The following is a 19,834-nucleotide window of genomic DNA, read 5'->3' on the forward strand; positions in this document are numbered from 1 at the left end:
AGAGGCAGCACCCTCGCTACCCATCCAACCCGAACGACCAGACGACGTCGACCCCGACAACTGGGCCATCCTCATGCGCATCCACGCCCGAGCACACACCTACACCTGAACCCGTGACTCGCCGCCGCTCACGGCTCCTCGTCGCAATCCGCCTCAAACGCCCAGGCGTCCGGCCCCCGCATAGACATTGAACGATGGCGTCCGGGTGAACCCGACCAGGGTCATGCCCGCCGTCACGGCCATCTCCACTGCCAACGAGGACGGCGCCGACACCGACACCATCGCGGGGACACCGGCCATCAGGGCCTTCTGGGTCAGGTCGAAACCCGCCCGCCCCGACACCACCAGCACGTGCCCACGGGCCGGCAGCAGCCCCCGCAGCAGCGCCCACCCCAGCACCTTGTCGACGGCGTTGTGCCGGCCCACGTCCTCGGCTGCCCTCAGCAACTGGCCGTCAGTGGTGAAGAGCCCGGCGGCATGCAGCCCGCCGGTGCGGTCGAAGGCGCTCTGGTGCTCACGCAGTTGGTCGGGCAACCCGACCAGCACCCGGGGATCCAACCTGACCGGGTCGTCGGCAACGGGCCAGCGAATCTGCTGCTCGATGGCATCAATGCTCGCCTTGCCGCACACCCCGCATGAGGAGGACGTGGGGAAGTTCCGGGTCGGGTCGACCACCGGCGCGGGCACACCGGGAGCGAGGTGCACGTCGAGCACGTTGTAGGTGTTCTGCGGCATCCCCGTCTCGTCGGCCACCACCGCTCCAGCGCAGTAGCGGGCGGTGGCGACGTGCTGGGGGTCAGCGATGATGCCCTCGGTGAGCAGGAAGCCGTGGGCCAGGTGCACGTCATCGCCAGGGGTGCGCATGGTCACCGTGAGCGCGGCGCCGTTCACCCGAATCTCCAGCGGCTCCTCGGCGACGAGTCGGTCGGGGTGCCTGGTCACCGTGACGTCGTCGTCCACCACGACCCGGGTGACCGGGTGGGGAACGGTGATGCGCCCCACTCAGGCGTCCCCACGCTCGAGGCGAATGATGATCGACTTCGACGTCGGCGTCTGGGAGGTGTCGGCCACCGAGTCCAGCGGCACCAGCACGTTCGTCTCGGGGAAGTAGGCGGCGGCACACCCGCGGGCGGTGTCGTAGGCGACCACCCGGAAGTCGGGGGCACGCCGCTCCCCCGACTCGTGCACCGACACCAGGGTGACGTGCTCGCCATCGGCGATGCCCAGGTCGGCCAGGTCGTCGGGGTGGACGAACACCACCCTGCGGCCGCCCTTGACGCCACGGTAGCGGTCGTCCAGACCGTAGACGGTGGTGTTGTACTGGTCGTGGCTGCGCACCGTCTGCAGGATCAGGTGCCCCGGCGGGGTGCGGACGACGGTCAGCGGGTTCACCGTGAAGTGGGCCTTGCCCGAGGCGGTGGTGAAGCGACGCTCCCGTGGCCCGTTCGGCAGGGCGAAGCCGCCGGGGGTCCGAATGCGTTCGTTGAAGTCCTCGAAGCCGGGGACCACCTCGGAGATCTTGTCGCGGATCCGGCTGTAGTCGGCGCGGAACTCGTCCCAGTAGGCGTCACCGAAGACCCTTCTGCCGAGTTCGGTGACGATCGCCACCTCCGAGAGCACCCCGCCGAACTCGCGCCGCCCGCGCGAGGCGTGCACCATGCCCATGGAGTCCTCGACGGTGACGTCCTGCGGGCCGGTGGCCTGCGGGTCGGCGTCGGTGCGTCCCAGGGTCGGCAGGATCAGCGCCTCGGCGCCGGTGAACGCGTGGGAGCCATTGAGCTTCGTCGAGACCTGCACGGTCAACTCGACAGTGGCCAGCGCCGCCTCGGTCACCTCCGAGTCGGGGGTGGCGCGGACGAAGTTGCCGCCCATGCCCATGAACAGCTTGACCTTGCCGTCGCGCATGGCGCGGATCGCGTCGACCACGTCGTAACCGGGCTCGGTGGGTGCCTCGAAGTCAAAGGCCCTGGACAGCGCGTCGGTGAACGCCCGTGACGGCTTCTCGTAGATGCCCACCGTCCGGTCGCCCTGCACGTTCGAGTGGCCGCGGACGGGGCAGGCGCCGGCGCCGGGCTTGCCCATGTTGCCGCGCAGCAGCAGGAAGTTGACGATCTCCTTGATGGTGGGCACCGAGTTCTTGTGCTGGGTCAGACCCATGGCCCAGCACACCACCGCGGTGTTGGCCTGAGCGACCATGTCGGCGACCCGCTCGATCTGGTGCCACGCCATCCCGGTGGCGAACTCGGTCTCGGCCCGGTCCACCGTCAGGGAGGCGGCGTAGTCGTCGAAACCGGCGCAGTGGGTGGCGATGAACTCGTGGTCGATGGCGTCGCGGTCGATCAGGATGCGGTTCAGTGCCCGGAACAGCGCCAGGTCGCCATTGACGCGAATCTGGCAGAACTCGTCGGCCAGCGGCACACCGCCAGTGACGGCCTTGAGGGACTGCGGGTTCTTGAAGTTGATCAGCCCGGCCTCGGGAAGGGGGTTGATGGCAATGATCTTGCCGCCGCCGGCCTTCACCTTCTCGAGAGCGTTCAGCATCCGGGGGTGATTGGTGCCGGGGTTCTGCCCGTTGATCAACACCAGTTCGGTGGTCTCGACGTCAGTGAGGGTGACGGTGCCCTTGCCGATGCCGATGGTCTCGGTCAGCGCACTGCCCGAGGACTCATGGCACATGTTGGAGCAGTCGGGCAGATTGTTGGTGCCCAGGCGTCGCACCAGCAGTTGGTAGAGAAAGGCGGCCTCGTTGCTGGTGCGTCCCGAGGTGTAGAAGACGGCCTGGTCGGCGTCGATGGAGCCCAGCTTCGAGGCGATCAGGTCCAGCGCGAACTCCCAGCTGACCGGCTCGTAGGTGGTCGCCCCACGGCGCAGGCACATGGGCGTGGTGAGACGACCCTGTCGTCCGAGCCAGTGGTCGCTGCGACCACGCAGGTCGGCCACGTCATGCTCGGCGAAGAAGTCGGGACCGCAACGCCGTGCCGTGGTCTCCTCGGCGACGGCCTTGGCACCGTTCTCGCAGAACTCGGCGACGTGACGGGTCTGCGGGTCGGGCCAGGCGCAGCCCGGGCAGTCGAAGCCGTCAGTCTGGTTGACCTTGAGCAGGGGCAGCAGCGCACCCTCGCGGACGGCGAAACCCATGGCGTGGACCACCCCGGCGACGCCGGCCGCAGCCTTCTTGGGCCTGCTGATCCTCAGTGAGTCCTCCATGCCTGTGAAGGCTACCCTGAACCCATGGAACTGTTCGGGCTGTCGTTCGCCGCCGGTTGGGCGAGTGGCATCAACGCCTACGCCACCGTCTTCGTCCTGGGCCTGCTCGGACGCTTCGCGGGGATGGCCGACGTGCCCGAGGGTTTCGGGCGCATCGACGTGCTGGTGGTGATGGGCGTGCTGGGACTGCTGGAACTGGTGGCCGACAAGATCCCCTACCTGGACTCGGTCTGGGACTCGATCTCGACGATCATCCGTCCCGTCGCCGGGGCCCTCATCGGGGGCCTGATCGCCGGCGAGTCCGGTGACCTGCTGACGGTCACGCTGGCCAGCGTCGGTGGTCTGACCGCCCTGCTGAGCCACATCACCAAGGCCGGCACCCGGTTGGCGATCAACACCTCGCCCGAACCCGTGAGCAACGTCGGCCACTCGGTGGCCGGTGACCTCGGCCTGGTCACGGTGCTCGGCATCGCCGCGCTGAATCCGGTCGCCGCGGCCGTGGTCGCCGGCATCCTGCTGGTCGCCACACTGATCATCTTCAGCTATCTGTTCGCCAAGGTGCGCCAGGGCTACCGTGCCCTGCGGCGCCGGCTCACCCACGCCCCCGAACCGAGCAGTCCCGAACCGGGCATCCCCTGACCGTGACCCACCACATCCACGTCCACGGCGCCTCCCCTGCCGGGCTCGCCGCCGCCATCCGTCTGGCCCGGGTGGGTCACCGGGTCAGCCTCGACCCCGCCGGGCCCCTCGGTGGACGGGCCCACGGACGCCCGCTCGGCGCCGGTGCCGCGGCCACCGACGACCCGGGTCTGCTCGTCGACGACCTTGAGCCGGTCTTCACCCTGCCCGCGGCCTGGCGTGACCTGCTGAAGAAGTCCGGACGGCCGCTGGTCACCGAACTCAATGCCCACCACCTCGACCTGGTCCCGGCACCACCGGCCGTGCACCGTTTCGCCGACGGCACCGAACTGGCGCTGGCCGATGACCGCGCCGGTCACCTGCGCGGCATCCGCGAGGTCCTCGGCGACGGGCCCGCCACCCGCTGGACCGGTCTGCTCGACCAGGTCGACGACCTGTGGCAGGAACTGCGGATGGCCGGCGTCGAGCGTCCCTTCCCCACGCACCCGGATGGCCGTGCCCTGTGGCAGGGCCGCACCCTGGGTCAGCTGGCCCAGCAACTCGACGAACCCCGCCTGGCCCAGCTGTTGCTCAGCGCCGGTTTCCGGGCCGGGGCCCGCGACCCGGAACGGGCCCCGGCGTGGCTGGCCACGCGGTGGACGCTGCCCCGCACCTTCGGACGGTGGCACCTGTCCACCGCACCCCTGGACCCCGACCAGCAGCCCCGCGCGCTGGCCATGAACGCCCTGGTCGGGGTGCTCACCGACCGGCTGGTCGACCGGCAGGTCGAACTGGAGTCCGAGCCCGGCGACGCGCAGGTCGTCATCGAGGCGCTCGCCCCCGCCCCTGACCCGTCCCAGGGCCCGCGGTGGCGTCGGCTGCTGCACCGACAACCTGAGCTCGCCGCGGCGCGTCCACCCACGATCAGCCACGACCTGCATCCCGACCTGGGCCCGGTCGAGGGTCTGGCCGAGTCGGTCTTCCACACCGACGCCGGGGTGGTCATCGCCTGGCAGCGCAGCACCGCTGCTGGGGTCCTGGTCACCAGCCACGACCACACCCACCCCGGCGACCCCGACCCGGCGCACGGCTGGGACCTGTCCAGCTGGCGCGCCTGGACCGAACGTCCCCCGATCGCCCCCGCCACCGCCGCCGACCCGTGGCGGGCGTCGGCGGCGTCCCATGCCGGCAACGAGCCCTGGGCCGAGGTGCTCAGCGCAGCGCTGGTCGCCTACCACGTGCACGAACGGCTCACCGGGCAGGACATCCGACCGACCAACAAGGCCAACATCCCCGGCCGTCGCCGCCGCTGACCGGCCGGCCACCGCCCCTGCGGGTGGGACATCACGTTCACCCACGGCCGATTCATTCGGCCCGGTGACCCACTAGGAGTAGTCTGGACCGTCAGCCGTCGCGAAGGACACACGCCTTGCAGCATCCAGAGTCCCCGTCCACCGCCACCTCGTCCGCCGAGGTCAGCACCACACCGCCCGACACGTTGACCCGTGAACTGGCCGCCGAACAGGCACACGTCGACCGGGTCTACGCCGCCCTGGCCGTGGCCACCCAGTCGGCCCGCCAGGTCGCCGACGAGGGCCGCCGCCGGTTCCAGACCGACCGCTCGGACTTCCTGCGCGAGGAGGACGGAACCGCCCTGTTCGAGCGCGACGCCTTCGCCTACCAGTCGGCCAAGCGGTTGGCCACCCTGGACGCAGAGCACGACGGGCTGGTCTTCGGCCGCCTGGACCTCACCACCCCCGACACCCGCTACATCGGACGCATCGGGGTGCGCGACAACGACTACGAACCGTTGGTCATCGACTGGCGCGCACCTGCGGCCGAGCCGTTCTACCGGGCCACCCCGACCAACCCGATGAACGTGATTCGGCGGCGCGTGCTGCGCTGCCGCAACGACAAGGTCATCGGCATCGAGGACGACCTGCTCGACGACGACTCCTCGTCCGACCTGGTGGTGATCGGCGAGGGTGCGCTGATGGCCTCGCTGGCCCGGGCCCGCGGTGACGCCATGCGCGACATCGTCGCCACCATCCAGGCCGAGCAGGACGAGGCGATTCGGTCGCACTACCAGGGCGTCACCCTCATTTCGGGGGGACCCGGCACCGGCAAGACCGTCGTGGCCCTGCACCGCGCTGCCTACCTGCTCTACACCTACCGTCGCCGTCTGGAGCGTGGCGGGGTGCTGGTGGTGGGACCCTCGTCGGTGTTCATGAACTACATCGAACGGGTGCTGCCCAGCCTCGGTGAGGATGCCGTCACCCTGCATGCCATCGGCGCCGTGGCCCGCGACGTGCTCGGCTTCACCACCGAACGCACCGATGCCGCCGACGCGGCCACGCTGAAGGGCAGCCTGCGGATGCTGCCGGTGCTGCGCGCGGTCGCCAACGAGCCGCTGACCGGGCTGCTCGAACCCCTGCGCATCACCGTCAAGGGTGAGGCGCTCTCGCTGCAGCCGGCCGAGTTGCTCCGGATCCGCGAACAGGTGCTCGAGACGCGGATGATCAACCGCGCCCGCCCGGCCGCCGAGAAGGCGCTGCAGCAGGCGTTGTGGAACAAGTTCACCAACGAGGCCGAACTGAGCCGTGAGGTCTTCGACGACCTGGCCAGTTCGCAGGCCTCGTTCACCATGTTCATGCAGGCCTGGTGGCCGAGCCTCGAGGCCCGTGACGTGCTGGTGCGGCTCAGTGATCGGGCCCTGCTGGACACCGTCGCCCGCAACCTGACCCCCGAGGAACGCGACATCCTCAGCGACTCCTACGACCCTGGCCTGCTCGAGCAGGCCTCGCGGCAGAAGTCGTCGCCGTGGTCGGTGGCCGACATGGCCCTGATGGACGAACTGGTGGCCATCATCGGCCTTCCCGAGGTCGACCCCGAGGCGGACACCCCCGTCTTCATCGAGGGCGGCGACGTCGCCGAACTGGTCAGCACCGCCGACCTGATGACCACCCACCGCGAGGTTGACCCGGACGACGACCCGCAGCAGACCTTTGCCCACGTGCTGGTCGACGAGAGCCAGGACATCACCCCGATGCAGTGGCGGATGCTGCGTCGCCGCGGCTCGCAGGCCAGTTGGACCCTGGTCGGCGACATGGCGCAGAGCTCCTACCCGCACCTGGACGAAACCCGCCGTGCCATCAACGACCTGGTCGGCAGCGGCCCCCGGCAGGAGTTCAGGCTGACCACCAACTACCGTTCACCGGCGGAGGTGTTCACGATGGCGGCCAAGGTCATCAGCGCCGTCGCCCCCGACGCCGACCTTCCGGTCGCGGTGCGCTCGACCGGATTCGAACCCGTGCTGGACACGGCCACCGACAGCCACCTCGAGTCCGCGATCGCCGGCCACCTGCGTACCCTGGCCCGGGCCGTGGAGGGCACCATCGGTGTGCTGGCCCCCCCGACACTGATCGGTCGGGCCGCCGCCGGCGTCGACGCGGCAGGCCTGGCCGACCGTGCCCGCGTGGTCACCCCGTTGCAGGCCAAGGGCCTGGAGTACGACGCGGTGATCGTGGTCTCCCCCGACGACATCGTCGAGCAGACCCCTGGTCGGGAGCGGGTGCTGTACGTGGCGCTGACCCGTCCGACCCAGCGCCTGGTGACCATTGACGTCGACCGTGGCCAACCGGCCCGCTGGCGCGACGCCCTCTGAGCACTGGCCGGCGTTCCGCGGGTGGCGGGCGTCCTACCAGTGCCTGCCCTTGAGCATCTCGAAGATGCGCATGGTCGCCTTGGACCTGTTCAGGGTGAAGAACTGCAGGCCCGGCGCGCCGCCGCGCAGCAGGGTCACGGCCAGCTCGCTGCAGATGCGGGCGCCGACCTTGCGCACCGCCTCCGGGTCGTCGGCCACGGCCATCAGCCGGTCGACCATCGTCTGGGGCAGGTCGCTGCCTCCCAGCATCGCGAACCGGTCCAACTGCCCGATGCTGGTCACCGGCATGATGCCCGGGATGATGGGCATGTCGCAGCCCAGGCCGCGGACCGCGTCGACGAGGTCGAAGTAGGCATCCGGTTCGTAGAACAGCTGGGTGATGGCGAACTCGGCCCCCGCCCGGGACTTCTCGAGCAGGACCCGGGCCTCCTCCTCCAGCCCTCCCTGCCCCCGGGGGGCGGTGTAGGCCGCGACACCGACGCAGAAGTCCCCGGACTGCTTCACGAAACGCACCAGTTCGGTCGCATTGTCCAGGCCCTCGGGATGCGCGATGAAGTCGTCGGTGGCCCCGCCCGGAGGGTCGCCGCGCAGCGCCAGGATGTGGGTGACCCCGGCGGCGGTGTAGTTGTTCAGCACCTCGCGCAGCTGGCTCACTGGCTGGTCGACCACGGTCAGGTGGCCGACGGCCTGCAGGCGGGTGCGTTCCATGACCTGCTTGGTGGTGCGGATCGTGCGCTCCCGGTTCGACCCGTTGGCGCCATAGGTGACCGACACGAAGTCGGGGTTCAGCGGCTCCAGGTTCTCGATGGCCGTCCACAGCAGGTCGACCTCGTCCTCGCTGCGCGGGGGCATGAACTCGAACGAGAACAGCGGTCGCTTCGATTCCCGCAGCATCGCTGCGATGGTCGGACGGTCACGTGACGGGTTCTCGGAAGGTGGCACGCGCTCCAGCCTAAGTGACCCCCGCTCGGCCCCGTGGCCTAGGCTCAGTACGTGGCACACGCACAGTTCCCGGCATCAGAGCCGGTCAGCAAGGGTTTCCGGGACGCCGTGGGCGGCGCCATCACCGACTTCCTCGACGAGCAACGTCACTCGACCCGGGGGGTCGGCGCCGAACTCGACCACCTGCACCGGATGGCCGTCGAGTTCACCAGTGGGGGCAAGCGGTTCCGTCCGGCCTTCTGCTACTGGGGCCATGTCGCGGCGGCGGGTTACCCCGAACAGGATGGCTGGCTGGTCCGGGCGGCGGCCTCGCTCGACCTGCTGCACGTCTCGGCGCTGGTGCACGACGACGTGATGGACGCCTCCGACACCCGCCGCGGCGTGCCGGCGGCGCACCGCCAACTGCAGGCCTGGCACGAGGCCGAGGGTGGACGCGGTGATGCCGCAGCGTTCGGACGGGCCGGCGCCATCCTGCTGGGCGACCTGCTGCTGGTCTGGAGCGGTGAGATGTTCAACCGCACCGACCTGCCTGAGGCCACCCGCGGTCCCGCCACCCGGCTGCTGGAGACCATGCGTGCCGAGGTCACCTGCGGGCAGTTCCTGGACGTCGTCAGCCAGACCCGTCTGCTCGCCTCCGACGACGCGCTCGACCCGGCCGGGCTGCAGACCGAACTCGACCGCGTCTACCGCGTCACCGACTACAAGTCGGCCCGTTACTCGGTGCGCCACCCGCTGCAGATCGGTGCCGCCCTGGGCGGCGCCGACGCCGCGACGCAGACCCTGCTGGCCGACTACGGGTCCCTGGTGGGTCGCGCCTTCCAGTTCCGGGACGACCTGCTGGGGGTCTTCGGGGACGAGTCCGTGACCGGCAAACCCGCCGGCGACGACCTGCGGGAGGGCAAGCGGACGGTGCTGGTGGCCCATGCCCTGGCCCGCGGCACCCGGGCGCAGGCCGAGGCGCTGGATGCCATGCTCGGCGCCCCCGACCTGGACCGGGCAGCCATCGACCGGGCCCGCGACATCATCACCTCGGTGGGCGCCGACCAGGCCGTCGAGGCCGAGATCAGCACCAGCGTCGAGCAGGCGCTGGCCATCCTCGGGCAGGCCAGGGTGACCGACGAGGGACGTCAGGCGCTGCAGTCGTTGGGCGAGCTGGTCAGCGTCCGGCAGCGCTGAGCCCCGTCGCCGCGGGGATCACGACCGGCGTCGGGGCCGCTTCGGCGTGACGGCGGGTTCCTCAGCCTTCTCCGTGTCCTCTGGCTTCTCGGTCGCGCGCTGGCTGCCGCGCTTGATGGGCCTGTCCGCGGCGGGGTCGGCCTTCCTGCCGGTGGGCAGCACGATGGTCTTGTCGTCGAGGTCGACCTGCATCGGGCCACGGCCACCCTTCTTGGTGGTGAACACGTGGACCTTGTCGAAGTCGCGTTGTTCCTTCCAGTGGCGATCACTCGGATTGAAGATCTCGAAGATGTTGCTCATCGGGCCATCACCACCACACAGTCGGGCTGCAGGCCGCAGCGTTCGTGGAACATGCCCACATGATAGTCCGGCGTCGGCAGGCCCGGACCCACGTCAGCGGGGATCCTCGGCGCCCCGGCGCGGGGGCACGTCCGGCACATCCTCGACGGCGTCGAAGGACTCGCGGCGGGGTGGGGCATCAACCTGGTCAGGGGGTCCGGCGACCACACCGGGGTTGAGGGTCGCGTCCTTGTGCGGGCCGCCCATCGCCCGGAAGGCGTAGTCGGCCAGGTCATCGCGCGAGTTCCAGTGGCTCCGCACCCGCCTGACGAACTCCTCGGCGGCGGCCTGCGGATCCTCGGCCCGGGTCACGGCGGACGCGACGGCGATGCGGACGGCACCGGCCGACAGCACCTCGTCCAGGTTGTCCAGGGTGATGCCGCCGACCGCAAACCAGGGGGGCGAGGCCTCGTCGGCGACCGGGAGCGCCGCCGCGGCCTGCCGCACCAGTTCCAGGCCCGGGGCATCGCTGCCGAAGACGGGGCCCACCGTCAGCCAGTCGGCGCCCTCACGCACCGCGTGGTCGAGTTGGGCCTGGTCGTGCACCGAGCGGCCGACCAGCGACCACTTGCCGAGGCGCTTGCGGGCATCACCCAGGTCGCCGTCGGTGGAGCCCAGGTGCAACAGGTCTGCCTGGAAGGCCTCCGCGACCTCGGTGTCGCGCCCGACACAGAGCAGTTTGCGGTGGTCGAAGGTGGGCTGGACGGCGGCGTCCAGGGCTTCGCGCAGGACATCGGTTCCGACGCTGTCGTCGCGCACCTGCACCAGGTCGACCCCGGCGCTGAACAGCAGGTCGAGGAAGCCGACGAAGGCCTCAGTGCCCCCGCGCAGGTCGGTGATCACGTGCACGCGCGACAACGCCAGGTTGTCCTTGAGTCCGATAAGTGCAGTCACATGGTCAGGATAGGGCGCACGTCAACACCCGGGGCCGAGGACGTGCCCGCACTAGCAGACGGCACCGACATGGTCGACCACCGACGCCATCTTCGACCACGACTCGCCGCCCCAATGCGGCGGCCGGGACAGACCCTTGACCCTAGGATGAGACTCAGGCTGACACGGCCTCTTCCCCCCATTCCCCGGACCGTGTTTGGAGCAGTTACGTGACCACAACAAGCGTGAGCGACCCCTTGGTCGGTCGGGTGCTTGACGGTCGCTACGAGATCCTGGCGCGCGTGGCTCGTGGCGGCATGGCAACCGTCTATCGCGCGCAGGATCGGCGTCTGGACCGCGTGGTGGCGGTCAAGGTGATGCACGACGGGCTCGGCGACGACGCCGACTTCGCCCGGAAGTTCGACCGCGAGGCCCGAGCGGCTGCCCGGCTGTCCAACCAGCACGTCGTCAGCGTCTTCGACCAGGGCGTCGACCGTGACCGTCCCTACATCGTGATGGAGTACGTGGAGGGCTGCACGCTGCGCCACATCCTCACCCGCGAGGCACCACTGGAGCCGCTGCGCGCCCTCGACCTGCTCGAACCCGTGGTCCACGCCCTGGCCAGCGCCCACGAATCCGGGTTGGTGCACCGCGACATCAAACCCGAGAACGTCCTGATCAGCGACCGCGGCGAGATCAAGGTGGCCGACTTCGGTCTGGCCCGCGCCGTCACGGCCCAGACGGCGACCGCCACGCAGGGCCTGCTGATCGGCACCGTCAGCTACCTTCCCCCCGAACTGGTGACCGCCGGACGCGCCAACGCCCGCTCCGACGTCTACTCGACGGGGGTGGTGCTCTTCGAGATGCTGACCGGTCAGAAGCCGCACAAGGGTGACACCCCCATCCAGGTGGCCTGGAGCCACGTCCACCATGACGTGCCGGCGCCCAGCACGGTCGTGCACGCCGACGGCACCTGGCGTCGGGACTCGCGGCGCATCATTCCGCCGTACCTGGACGCGCTCGTCCAGGCCTGCACGAGCCGCCAGCCGGGTTCGCGTCCCGCTGACGCCCGCGAACTGCTGACCCTGCTGCGCAAGGCTCGCCACACGCTGGGCCAGGGCATCGTGGACGACCCCGCCCTGACCGCGCGGATGCTGCGCACGCCGGTGCCGGCCCCGCCGAAGCCGGTGTCGTTCCGACCGCGCAGTGCCTCCTCGCCGGCCACCTCGACCACCGGAAGCATTCCCCGCACGGCGGTACCCACCTCCCCCCACGAAGCGCCGGCGGCGCCACGCTGGCGTCCGGTCGGCCAGGCGGCCGACGCACCGGCCCGTGGCCTGGAGCAGACGGCCGCGCGTCCGCAGCGACCCCGCAGCCAGGCCACGCCCATCTTCCCGAACATGAGCCAGGACCCCGTCCACCGCCGCCGTCGAGGGCTCGTCGCCCTGCTGCTGGTCCTGGTCCTGGCCCTCACCGCCGGCGGGTCCGGCTACTGGTACATGGCCCACGGGCGCTGGACCACCGCGATCTCGTTGCAGACCCAGACCAGGGACCAGGCCAGGGTGAACGCCGAGACCGCCGGGTTCGGCTTCACCAGCACCGAGCAGTACTCCGAGGACGTCCCGGCGGGACAGGTCATCTCCACCGACCCGACGGCCGGTGCCCGAGTGCTCAAGGGCTCCGAGATTCGCGCGGTGATCTCACGCGGTCCCGAGCGCTACCCGATGCCCTCGCTGGCCGACATGAATCTCGCCGAGGCCACCCAGGCCATCGTTGGGGCGAACCTCAAGGTCGGCCGGGTCACCCGCGCCTACCACCGCAGCGCACCCGTCGACAGGGTGCTCACCGCGTCGCAGGCACCCGAGGCGTCGCTGAAGCGCGACACCCCCATCGACCTGGTCATCTCCCGCGGGCCGAAGCCGATCCCCATCACCAACCACACGGGCAAGCAGGCGGCTGCGGCCACCGGGACGCTGGCCGGGCTCGGCTTCAAGGTCACCAGCACCGAGCAGCACCACGACTCCATCCCGAAGGGGCAGGTCATCAGCCAGTCCCCCGACACCGGCAGCGGCAAGGCTGGGGACACCATCAACCTGGTCGTCTCGAAGGGGCCGGTGCTGGTGAGCGTGCCCAAGGTGACCGGCGCCGACGAGGCGACGGCCAAGCAGCGGTTGACGAACGCCGGCTTCGCCGTCAAGGTCGTCTACAACACCGAGGCCTGGGTGCGGCTCAACGTGGTCGCCGTCCAGGACCCCGGCGTCGCCAAGCAGGCACCCAAGGGATCAACGGTCACGATCTACGTGAGCTGACGTCGGAACAGAGGAAAACATGGATGGCATGGGCGTCATCGGAGTCGTCCTGGTCGTGCTGGTGGCCGCCGGCATCATCGCCCTGGTCGTCTGGTACCTCCGCAAGCGGGCCTACATCGCCTCGGTCACCGAACGTGGCTGGCAGTTCATTGACAGGCCGTCCCTCGAGGCGGTCCATGGGCTGAACTGCCCGCCGTTCGGCCTCGGCGAGGATCGCCGGGTGGACGACCAGATCATTGGCCGAACGTCGAGCGGTGTCCCCTTTCAGGCCCTGGAGTACAGGTCGAGCACCTACCGCGGCGCAGGCTACGTGGTCACCGTGCCCCTGCCCCGGTCGATGCCCGAGTTCTACCACCTGCCCACCACCGCCAAGGGCAATGGCGCCACCGGCACCGTCATCCACCAGGACGACGCCGTCACGATCGTGGCCGCCGATCCCCCGTTCGGACGGGCGGTGTCCGCGGTCATCGCGCCCACCCTGGGCGGCTTCGGTGGCGTGACGCCGAACCTGTCGATTGACCACGACCAACTCGTCGGGCTGGGGGCACCCAAGCCGGCCGACAAACTGGCAGGCTACGTCGAGGCGCTGGCCGGCACCGCCCGGGCACTCGGCTCCCCCACCTTGCAGGGCTACCCGGGGCCCGTGAAGCCGCCCCGCCTGAGCGTGTACCGCAGCCCCCACTGGGAGTTCCGCAACCGGGACGACTCGCTGCTGCAGTTGGTGGAGTGCACCGGCGGCGGCCAGAACCACCGCGCCGAGGGATGCATCATCTCGTCGCATCCCACCCTGCCGTTCATTGCCCTCACCCACAGGTGGGAGACGACCCGCACGGTCACCAGCACCGATTCCGAGGGACGCACCACCACCCGCACCGTGACCGACCACCACTCCGAAGAGATCGTCGAGTTCCACCCCCGGTTCGCGTTCCGACCGTTCAAGGTGAACCGCGGCCTGATGGGTGACCGGGTGCGGTTCGAATGGCACGACTTCGACCAGGCGTTCACGGTGCGCTGCCCTGACCCGAAGTTTGCCTCCGACGTGTTCCACCCCCGCCAACTGGAGTACCTGATGGCCAGTCGCCCGGTGCCCTTCGAGTGGGATGGACGCGGCGCGATCCAGACCAGTGCCCGGGTCGAGGTCGGCACCCTCAAGGTCACCGAGGCCTTCCTGGAAGGCTTCTTCGCCCGGGTGCCGAACTTCGTGTGGCAGGACCTGGGCCACGCCCGGCCGCCGGTGGCCATCGGCCAGCGCTGACCCGGCGCTCTACTCGCCCGGGGCCTCGGGTGACGGGGGCTTCGCGACCCGGAAGCGCTGCTGCGCTGCCTGCTTGGAGACGCCGTAGTGGGAACCGATCTGCCCCCAGGTGACACCGGCCTCGCGGGCCTGGCGGGCGGTCTGCGCCTCGAGCTGCTCGAGGGCCTCGCGCGCCCGGCGCACGGCATCCAACCGCGCCAACGGGTCGGCAACGTCCTCGAGGGCAGCGATTGCCTTGGCGAGACGGCGGTTCACAGATGGCGACGACACGCCCCCAGCCTATCGGCAGCGCGGTGTTTGCTTTCCCCCAGCATCAAGGATAGGTTGACGTCATCGTCAATAACTCATTGACAGGAAGGGGGTGCGTGACCATGGCCAAGGACAAGGCGAAGAGCGACAAGAAGGACAAGAAGGACAAGAAGTCGAAGAAGAACAAGAAGAAGTGACGTTGTCCGAGGGGGCCGTGCACCGCAGCCAGGCTGTGGGCGACGGCCCCCTCGACGTCTGTGGGGCTAGACCGCGTAGAGGTGCGGCTGGCCGTCGCGCAGGTCGCGGAACTCGGTCGGGGTCATTTCCTGGAAGCGGGCCGAGGCCAGCTCCCAGCCGCGGTCGCTGAGCAGACCGTCGTGGATCAGGAAGCCGTGCGCCGCTCCCACGGCGCGAATGAAGTCGATGTGTTCCTTCATCGCCGCCCACGGCCCGTGAGCGGGCACCGCCAGCACGTCCACGTCCGGGGGTACGGTGTCCAGCGCGTCGCCGGGGTGGAAGAAGGTCGGTCCGCCAGCCTCCGTGACGACCAGGCCGACGTTGCCCACCCCCGGGATGTCGGGGTGGATGATCGCATGCGCACCGCCCACGGTACGCACCTGCACCCCGTCGCCCAGATCGATGGTCTCCCCGGGCACCAGGGGCCTGATCTGCTCCCCGTCGACCTTGCCGGCGAGTTGCGCCTCGAGCGCCACCACCGCACCCGGGTTGGCGGCGATCAGCGCCGGGCCGTGCTGGGGGTCGAAGTGGTCGGGGTGCTGGTGGGTGGCCAGGATCGCGTCCAACCCGGTGAGCTGGTGCCAGGCATCGGAGAAGTTGCCGGGGTCGATCAGCAGGCGCTTGCCGGCCGCCTCCACCAGCACGCAGGCGTGGCCAAGATGGGTGATGTGCATGCCCCCCAGTCTTGCACCACGCCTGCGTCAGCGGGTTGGTTCGCTACCTCACAGGTCCTTGGCCTCGAACTGCTGCACGGGGTTGAAGCGCTGGGCACCCTCACGCAGACGCTCGGCGACGATGAAGGCCAGCTCCAGCGACTGGTTGCGGTTCAGTCGCGGGTCGCACGCGGTCTCGTAGCGGGTGGCCAGGTCCTCCTCGCGCAACTCGTCGACGCCGCCCACGCACTCGGTGACGTCGTCGCCGGTGAGTTCGATGTGGACACCTCCGGGCCAGGTGCCCAGGTCGCGGTGCACGTCGAAGAACCCGTTGACCTCTTCGCAGACGTCACTGAAGGCGCGGGTCTTGAACCCGTTGGCGGCCTCGAAGGTGTTGCCGTGCATGGGGTCGCACGACCAGACCACCTTGCGGCCGGTGGCCTCGATGGCCTTGATGACCGGCGGCAGCTTCTCGCGGACGTTGCCGGCGCCCATCCGGATGATGAAGGTCAGCCGCCCCGGCGTGAGGTCGGGGTCGAGGGCCTCGGCCAGGGCCACGGCGTCCTCGGGGGACGTCTTGGGACCCAGCTTGATGCCGATCGGGTTCTTGATGTGACGCATCAGTTCGACGTGGGCACCGTCCAACTGGCGGGTGCGCTCGCCGATCCACACCATGTGGCCCGACGTGTTGTAGGGCTCATTGGTGCGCGAGTCGATGCGGGTCAACGAGTGCTCGTACTCCAGCAGCAGTGCCTCGTGGCTGGCGTAGAAGTCGACCTCGCTCATGGTCGAATCGTCGAGGCCGCAGGCGACCATGAACGCCAGTGCCCGGTCGATCTCGGTGGCCAGCGCCTCGTAGCGCGCCTCGACCTTGGAGTTGGCGACGAAATCCGCGTTCCAGGCGTGGATGCCGCGCAGGTCGGCGAAGCCGCCCTTGACGAAGGCTCGCACCAGGTTCAGGGTGGACGCCGAGGCGTTGTAGACCCGCAGCAGTCGTTCGGGGTCATGCCGACGCGACTCCTCGGTGAACTCGAAGCCGTTGATGGCGTCACCGCGGAACGCCGGCAGGGTGATGTCACCGCGGGTCTCGGTGTCCTTGGAGCGCGGCTTGGCGTACTGGCCGGCGATGCGGCCCACCTTCACGACCGGGACCTGCGCGGCGTAGGTCATCACGACGGCCATGCTGAGCAGCACCCGCAGCTTGCCCTTGATGTTGTCGGCGCGCACCGACGCGAAGGTCTCGGCGCAGTCACCACCCTGCAGCAGGAACGCGCGTCCCTGGGCGACGGCGGCCAGTTGGCGGCGCAGGTCGTCGCACTCGCCGGCGAAGACGAGCGGCGGGAGCTGGCTGAGGGTGTCAACGACGCGGTCGCGATGGTCGGTGTCGAGATAGGTCGGCTGTTGATGCAGAGGTCGCGAACGCAGGTCAGCCAGTGATGGGATTGCCGAAGACATGGGCCAACTGTAGCCAGTCGCCATGAGGGTTCCTGCACCGTGATCCGTGCGCGGACGCCGGGCCGCGACCCTAGTCCTCGCCCAGGCCCTGCTCGATCGCGTACAGGGTCAGCTCCACGCGGTTGTGCAGTTGCAGCTTGCGCAGCACGTTCTGGACGTGGTTCTGGACGGTGCGGTGGCTGACCACCAACTCCTCGGCGATCTCGCGGTAGGCCAGCCCCTTGGCGACCCGCCGCAGTACGTCCACCTCGCGGGGCGTCAGCACCGGACCCTCGTCGTTGTGCTGCTGGGCCACGGTCACCATCCGGCGGAACTCGCCCAGCACCAGTCCGGCCAGGCCGGGGGTGAACACCGCGTCACCCTGGGCCGTGCGACGCACGCCCTCGATCAGTTCGGCCTTGGGGGCCGACTTGACCAGGTAGCCCATGGCCCCGGCCTTCACTGCCCGCAGCACGTCGCCGCGCTCGCCCGACGCCGAGACGACCAGCACCCTCATCTCGGGGAACTCGTTGAGCAGGATCTCGGTGCACGTCGCCCCGTCCGGGTGCGGGATCTGCAGGTCCATCACGATGACCCCGGGGCGGGTGGCCCGGGCCCGGCGCAGGCACTCCTCACCATTGTGGGCGACCGCGACGATGTCGAAGCCCTCACCCTCGAGGTCCTCGCTGAGCGCATCGATCCAGATCGGGTGATCGTCGACCAGCATCACTCTCTTGCGGTTCATCTCGTCCCGTCCTTGGTGTTCGTGGTCTCGGTGGTGCTGCTGGCGGCGCCTACGGGGTCCGGGGGTGGCTCCAGGTCGGGCCAGTGGAGGGCGTCGGGGTCCTGGTCGCCCTCGTCCGGGGCGACCGGGATCGTCAGCTCCCATTCCACCCCGCGACCGGGCTCGGAGCGCACCTCGGCGGTGCCGCCCAGTTCCTTGACGCGCCCGATGATCGACTCGCGGATGCCGAGCCGGCCGGCGTCGACGGCCTGCCGCACCTGCTCCCGGCTCATCCCGACCCCGTTGTCACGCACCGAGATGATGAACTCGCCGTCGCCCTGTTCGAGCAGCATCCACACCTGCGCCTCGGGGCCGGCGTGCAGTTCGCTGTTCAGCAGCACCTGCGCGACGGCGGCCCGTACCTCCAGCGCGTCGGCCAAGGGCATGGTGATCGAGTCCGCCATCCGCGAGACGGTCACCCGGTCGGTCGACATGGCGTCGAGCATCGCGGTGACGTCGACCCGCCCCTCCCCCTTGCTGGCCGGCTCCTCGACCTCGACGGTGCGGTCCTGCAGCACCGTGCGCAGCTGGATCTCCTGCTGCCGGGCCAGCAGGGCCAGACGCTGGCCGCGGGACCCCAGCGTGCGGCCCTCGCGTTCGACCATGGACAGCACCTGCAGCGCCCCGTCGTGGACGATGCGGTTCATCCGGTCGCGTTCGGCCAGTGCCATGGTGGCCGCCAGGCTGCGGTCACGTTCGGCGGTGGTCTTGCGCAGGGTGTCCACCAGTTGGCCGATGCCCCAGGCGGTGAGGCAGGTGATGAACAGCGACGACCACAGCTGCGGGTGCGCCAGCGGCGTCTGGACGACGCTGCCCAGTCCGATCACCGCGGCGGTGGCCAGGCCGATCCATCCGCCGAAGGTGACGGCGACGGCCAGCGCGGCGCTGACGGCCCAGTACACCGAGGCCGGCGGGAAGGCTTCGGCGCCCTCGGTGCCGACGATCCACCGCGAGCCGAGCACGACCACCAGCGCCAGGCTGACGTCCAGGGCCAGCAGGACGGGCTGCAGTCGCCGCGAGACCTCGGTCATGTTGGCCAGCAACAGGCTCCAGGCCAGGATCACCACCGAGACCCCCAACAGCATGGACGGGTTCCTCACGCTGTCCAGGCGCAGGATGTTGTACATCGAGGCGTGCAGGGCCAGGGCCACCCGGGCCCAGGCCAGCACCCGTTGGGTGGAGCGCATCAGGTGGTGCGCGGACGGCACCTGACTGCTCACCTGCTGTCCCCGTCGACATCCTCGTCGACGTGGTCGTGCTCGGTCTGGCCGGGCACCTGCAGTGCCCGGCGCTGCCGGTCCCGCTCGGCGGCCTGTTCGGCGCGGGTGCGGGCCTGCTCCTCGGCGTCGCGGTGCAGGCGGGCCAGGTCCCGCCGTTCCTCGAGATCGGCCAGCTGCCGCGACTCGAGGGCCCGCTGCTCGGCGAGTCGCCGTGCCTGGGCCAGGGAGCGCAGGTGGTCGCGGCGTTTCTGGGCGGCGCTGCGCAGCTGGTCGCGGGCAGTGGTCGGGTAGGTGTCGAGGTAGCGCAGCCGCCCGAGGTCGGCGATGGCGCTGATCACCTCGTCGGTGACGCCACGGGCCAGGGTGCGGTTGGCGGGCAGGTCGTCGAACCGGCTGAACTCCAGGGGCGGTCCGAGCACCAGCAACGCCGAGCGGGTGTCGAGGACCGCCGGCACGACGGGCACGTGGGCGGCCAGCACCAGGCGCCCGACCGCGTCGCGGCCCTTGTGCAGGTCGGTGTCGGGCGAGGGTGCCCCTTCCGGGAAGACGGCCACCACCCCGCCCCGGTCCAGTTCCTCCAACGCCGTGCGCCAGGCGTCGCGTCGTGGATCCCGGCCCGCGCGGCGGGCACGCACCGCCGACTCCAGGTCGCTGGTCGAGACCACCAGGGCGGCCCGCGGCAATGCCGCGGTCAGGGCTCGCCCGTCCAGGGCGTGGCGGTGGTTCACGGCGATGATGACCGGACCCTCCTGCGGCAGGTGCCGCAGGCCCTGGGTCTGTCCCTCACCGCGCAGCGCGACCGCCAGGGACCGGGCCGGGGCGCTCGCGCGTCGGGCCCACTGTCCGGCCCGGTCGGCCGCCCTGCGTCCGGTGC

Annotated in this window: 17 protein-coding genes and 1 pseudogene; 7 read left to right on the forward strand and 11 right to left on the reverse strand. The window is 70.2% G+C overall.

Going from position 1 to position 19,834, the window contains the following annotated elements:
* Positions 1 to 153 precede the first annotated feature (153 nt).
* Complete coding sequence (fdhD, locus tag IPV09_RS12745) at positions 154 to 1,002, reverse strand: formate dehydrogenase accessory sulfurtransferase FdhD (protein WP_207475643.1); 849 nt, start codon at positions 1,000 to 1,002, stop codon at positions 154 to 156.
* Positions 1,003 to 3,207, reverse strand: a complete 2,205-nt coding sequence (locus IPV09_RS12750; RefSeq protein ID WP_207475644.1) for an FdhF/YdeP family oxidoreductase — start codon at positions 3,205 to 3,207, stop codon at positions 1,003 to 1,005. It abuts the gene before it with no gap.
* A 24-nt stretch (positions 3,208 to 3,231) separates the two neighbouring features.
* Between IPV09_RS12750 and IPV09_RS12755 the strand changes: the two genes are divergently transcribed.
* The 3 genes from IPV09_RS12755 (at position 3,232) to IPV09_RS12765 (ending at position 7,489) form a co-directional block, all read left to right on the forward strand.
* On the forward strand, positions 3,232 to 3,846 hold the full coding sequence (locus tag IPV09_RS12755; protein WP_207475645.1) for a DUF4126 domain-containing protein: 615 nt from the start codon (positions 3,232 to 3,234) through the stop codon (positions 3,844 to 3,846).
* 2 nt (positions 3,847 to 3,848) lie between these two features.
* Entirely contained in the window at positions 3,849 to 5,138 is a 1,290-nt protein-coding gene (locus IPV09_RS12760; protein WP_207475646.1) for a hypothetical protein, read from the forward strand.
* Positions 5,139 to 5,254: 116 nt separating this feature from the next.
* A complete protein-coding gene (locus tag IPV09_RS12765; protein ID WP_207475647.1) occupies positions 5,255 to 7,489 on the forward strand; it encodes a UvrD-helicase domain-containing protein in 2,235 nt (744 codons plus the stop codon).
* A 33-nt stretch (positions 7,490 to 7,522) separates the two neighbouring features.
* On the opposite strand, the gene IPV09_RS12770 is transcribed toward IPV09_RS12765, so the two are convergent.
* Positions 7,523 to 8,431: a methylenetetrahydrofolate reductase gene (locus IPV09_RS12770; RefSeq protein WP_370590325.1), complete on the reverse strand. Its 909-nt coding sequence runs from the start codon at positions 8,429 to 8,431 to the stop codon at positions 7,523 to 7,525.
* A 51-nt stretch (positions 8,432 to 8,482) separates the two neighbouring features.
* Here IPV09_RS12770 and IPV09_RS12775 point away from each other — a divergent pair, with 51 nt between their 5' ends.
* Positions 8,483 to 9,607 (forward strand): polyprenyl synthetase family protein, encoded by a 1,125-nt coding sequence (locus IPV09_RS12775; RefSeq protein ID WP_207475648.1) that lies wholly within the window; start codon positions 8,483 to 8,485, stop codon positions 9,605 to 9,607.
* Positions 9,608 to 9,625: 18 nt separating this feature from the next.
* Here IPV09_RS12775 and IPV09_RS12780 read toward each other — a convergent pair whose 3' ends face one another.
* Together IPV09_RS12780 and IPV09_RS12785 are read right to left on the reverse strand one after the other, a co-directional pair.
* Positions 9,626 to 9,907 carry a hypothetical protein gene (locus tag IPV09_RS12780; RefSeq protein WP_207475649.1) on the reverse strand — a complete coding sequence of 94 codons (282 nt, stop codon included), beginning with the start codon at positions 9,905 to 9,907 and terminating at the stop codon, positions 9,626 to 9,628.
* A 93-nt stretch (positions 9,908 to 10,000) separates the two neighbouring features.
* On the reverse strand, positions 10,001 to 10,840 hold the full coding sequence (locus tag IPV09_RS12785) for a thiamine phosphate synthase (RefSeq protein WP_207475650.1): 840 nt from the start codon (positions 10,838 to 10,840) through the stop codon (positions 10,001 to 10,003).
* A 209-nt stretch (positions 10,841 to 11,049) separates the two neighbouring features.
* Between IPV09_RS12785 and pknB the strand changes: the two are divergent.
* From pknB to IPV09_RS12795, 3 genes and pseudogenes are all read left to right on the forward strand, one after another.
* Positions 11,050 to 12,915: pseudogene (pknB, locus tag IPV09_RS12790) on the forward strand (Stk1 family PASTA domain-containing Ser/Thr kinase); the annotation flags it as partial.
* Positions 12,916 to 12,945: 30 nt separating this feature from the next.
* Complete coding sequence (locus IPV09_RS14350) at positions 12,946 to 13,128, forward strand: PASTA domain-containing protein (RefSeq protein ID WP_370590326.1); 183 nt, start codon at positions 12,946 to 12,948, stop codon at positions 13,126 to 13,128.
* Between the two features lie 28 nt (positions 13,129 to 13,156).
* The gene (locus tag IPV09_RS12795) at positions 13,157 to 14,383 is read left to right on the forward strand and encodes a hypothetical protein (protein WP_207475652.1); all 1,227 of its coding nucleotides are present in this window, start codon (positions 13,157 to 13,159) and stop codon (positions 14,381 to 14,383) included.
* A gap of 9 nt (positions 14,384 to 14,392) precedes the next feature.
* Here the strand turns inward: IPV09_RS12795 and IPV09_RS12800 are convergent, their stop codons facing one another.
* The 6 genes from IPV09_RS12800 to IPV09_RS12825 all read right to left on the reverse strand — a co-directional run.
* Positions 14,393 to 14,653 carry a hypothetical protein gene (locus IPV09_RS12800; RefSeq protein WP_207475653.1) on the reverse strand — a complete coding sequence of 87 codons (261 nt, stop codon included), beginning with the start codon at positions 14,651 to 14,653 and terminating at the stop codon, positions 14,393 to 14,395.
* 242 nt (positions 14,654 to 14,895) lie between these two features.
* Complete coding sequence (locus IPV09_RS12805; RefSeq protein WP_207475654.1) at positions 14,896 to 15,543, reverse strand: MBL fold metallo-hydrolase; 648 nt, start codon at positions 15,541 to 15,543, stop codon at positions 14,896 to 14,898.
* A gap of 48 nt (positions 15,544 to 15,591) precedes the next feature.
* Entirely contained in the window at positions 15,592 to 16,977 is a 1,386-nt protein-coding gene (locus tag IPV09_RS12810; RefSeq protein ID WP_207475655.1) for a class II 3-deoxy-7-phosphoheptulonate synthase, read from the reverse strand.
* A gap of 70 nt (positions 16,978 to 17,047) precedes the next feature.
* Positions 17,048 to 17,701: a response regulator transcription factor gene (locus IPV09_RS12815; RefSeq protein ID WP_207475656.1), complete on the reverse strand. Its 654-nt coding sequence runs from the start codon at positions 17,699 to 17,701 to the stop codon at positions 17,048 to 17,050.
* Positions 17,698 to 18,960 (reverse strand): sensor histidine kinase, encoded by a 1,263-nt coding sequence (locus IPV09_RS12820; RefSeq protein ID WP_207475657.1) that lies wholly within the window; start codon positions 18,958 to 18,960, stop codon positions 17,698 to 17,700. The genes IPV09_RS12815 and IPV09_RS12820 overlap by 4 nt, the downstream gene beginning before the upstream one ends.
* The coding region (locus IPV09_RS12825; protein ID WP_207475658.1) for a 1-acyl-sn-glycerol-3-phosphate acyltransferase at positions 18,957 to 19,834 on the reverse strand (878 nt) is incomplete at its 5' end. The genes IPV09_RS12825 and IPV09_RS12820, both read right to left, overlap by 4 nt.

Origin of the sequence: Tessaracoccus sp. SD287, assembly GCF_017355265.1 — a bacterium.
GTDB lineage: Bacteria > Actinomycetota > Actinomycetes > Propionibacteriales > Propionibacteriaceae > Aestuariimicrobium.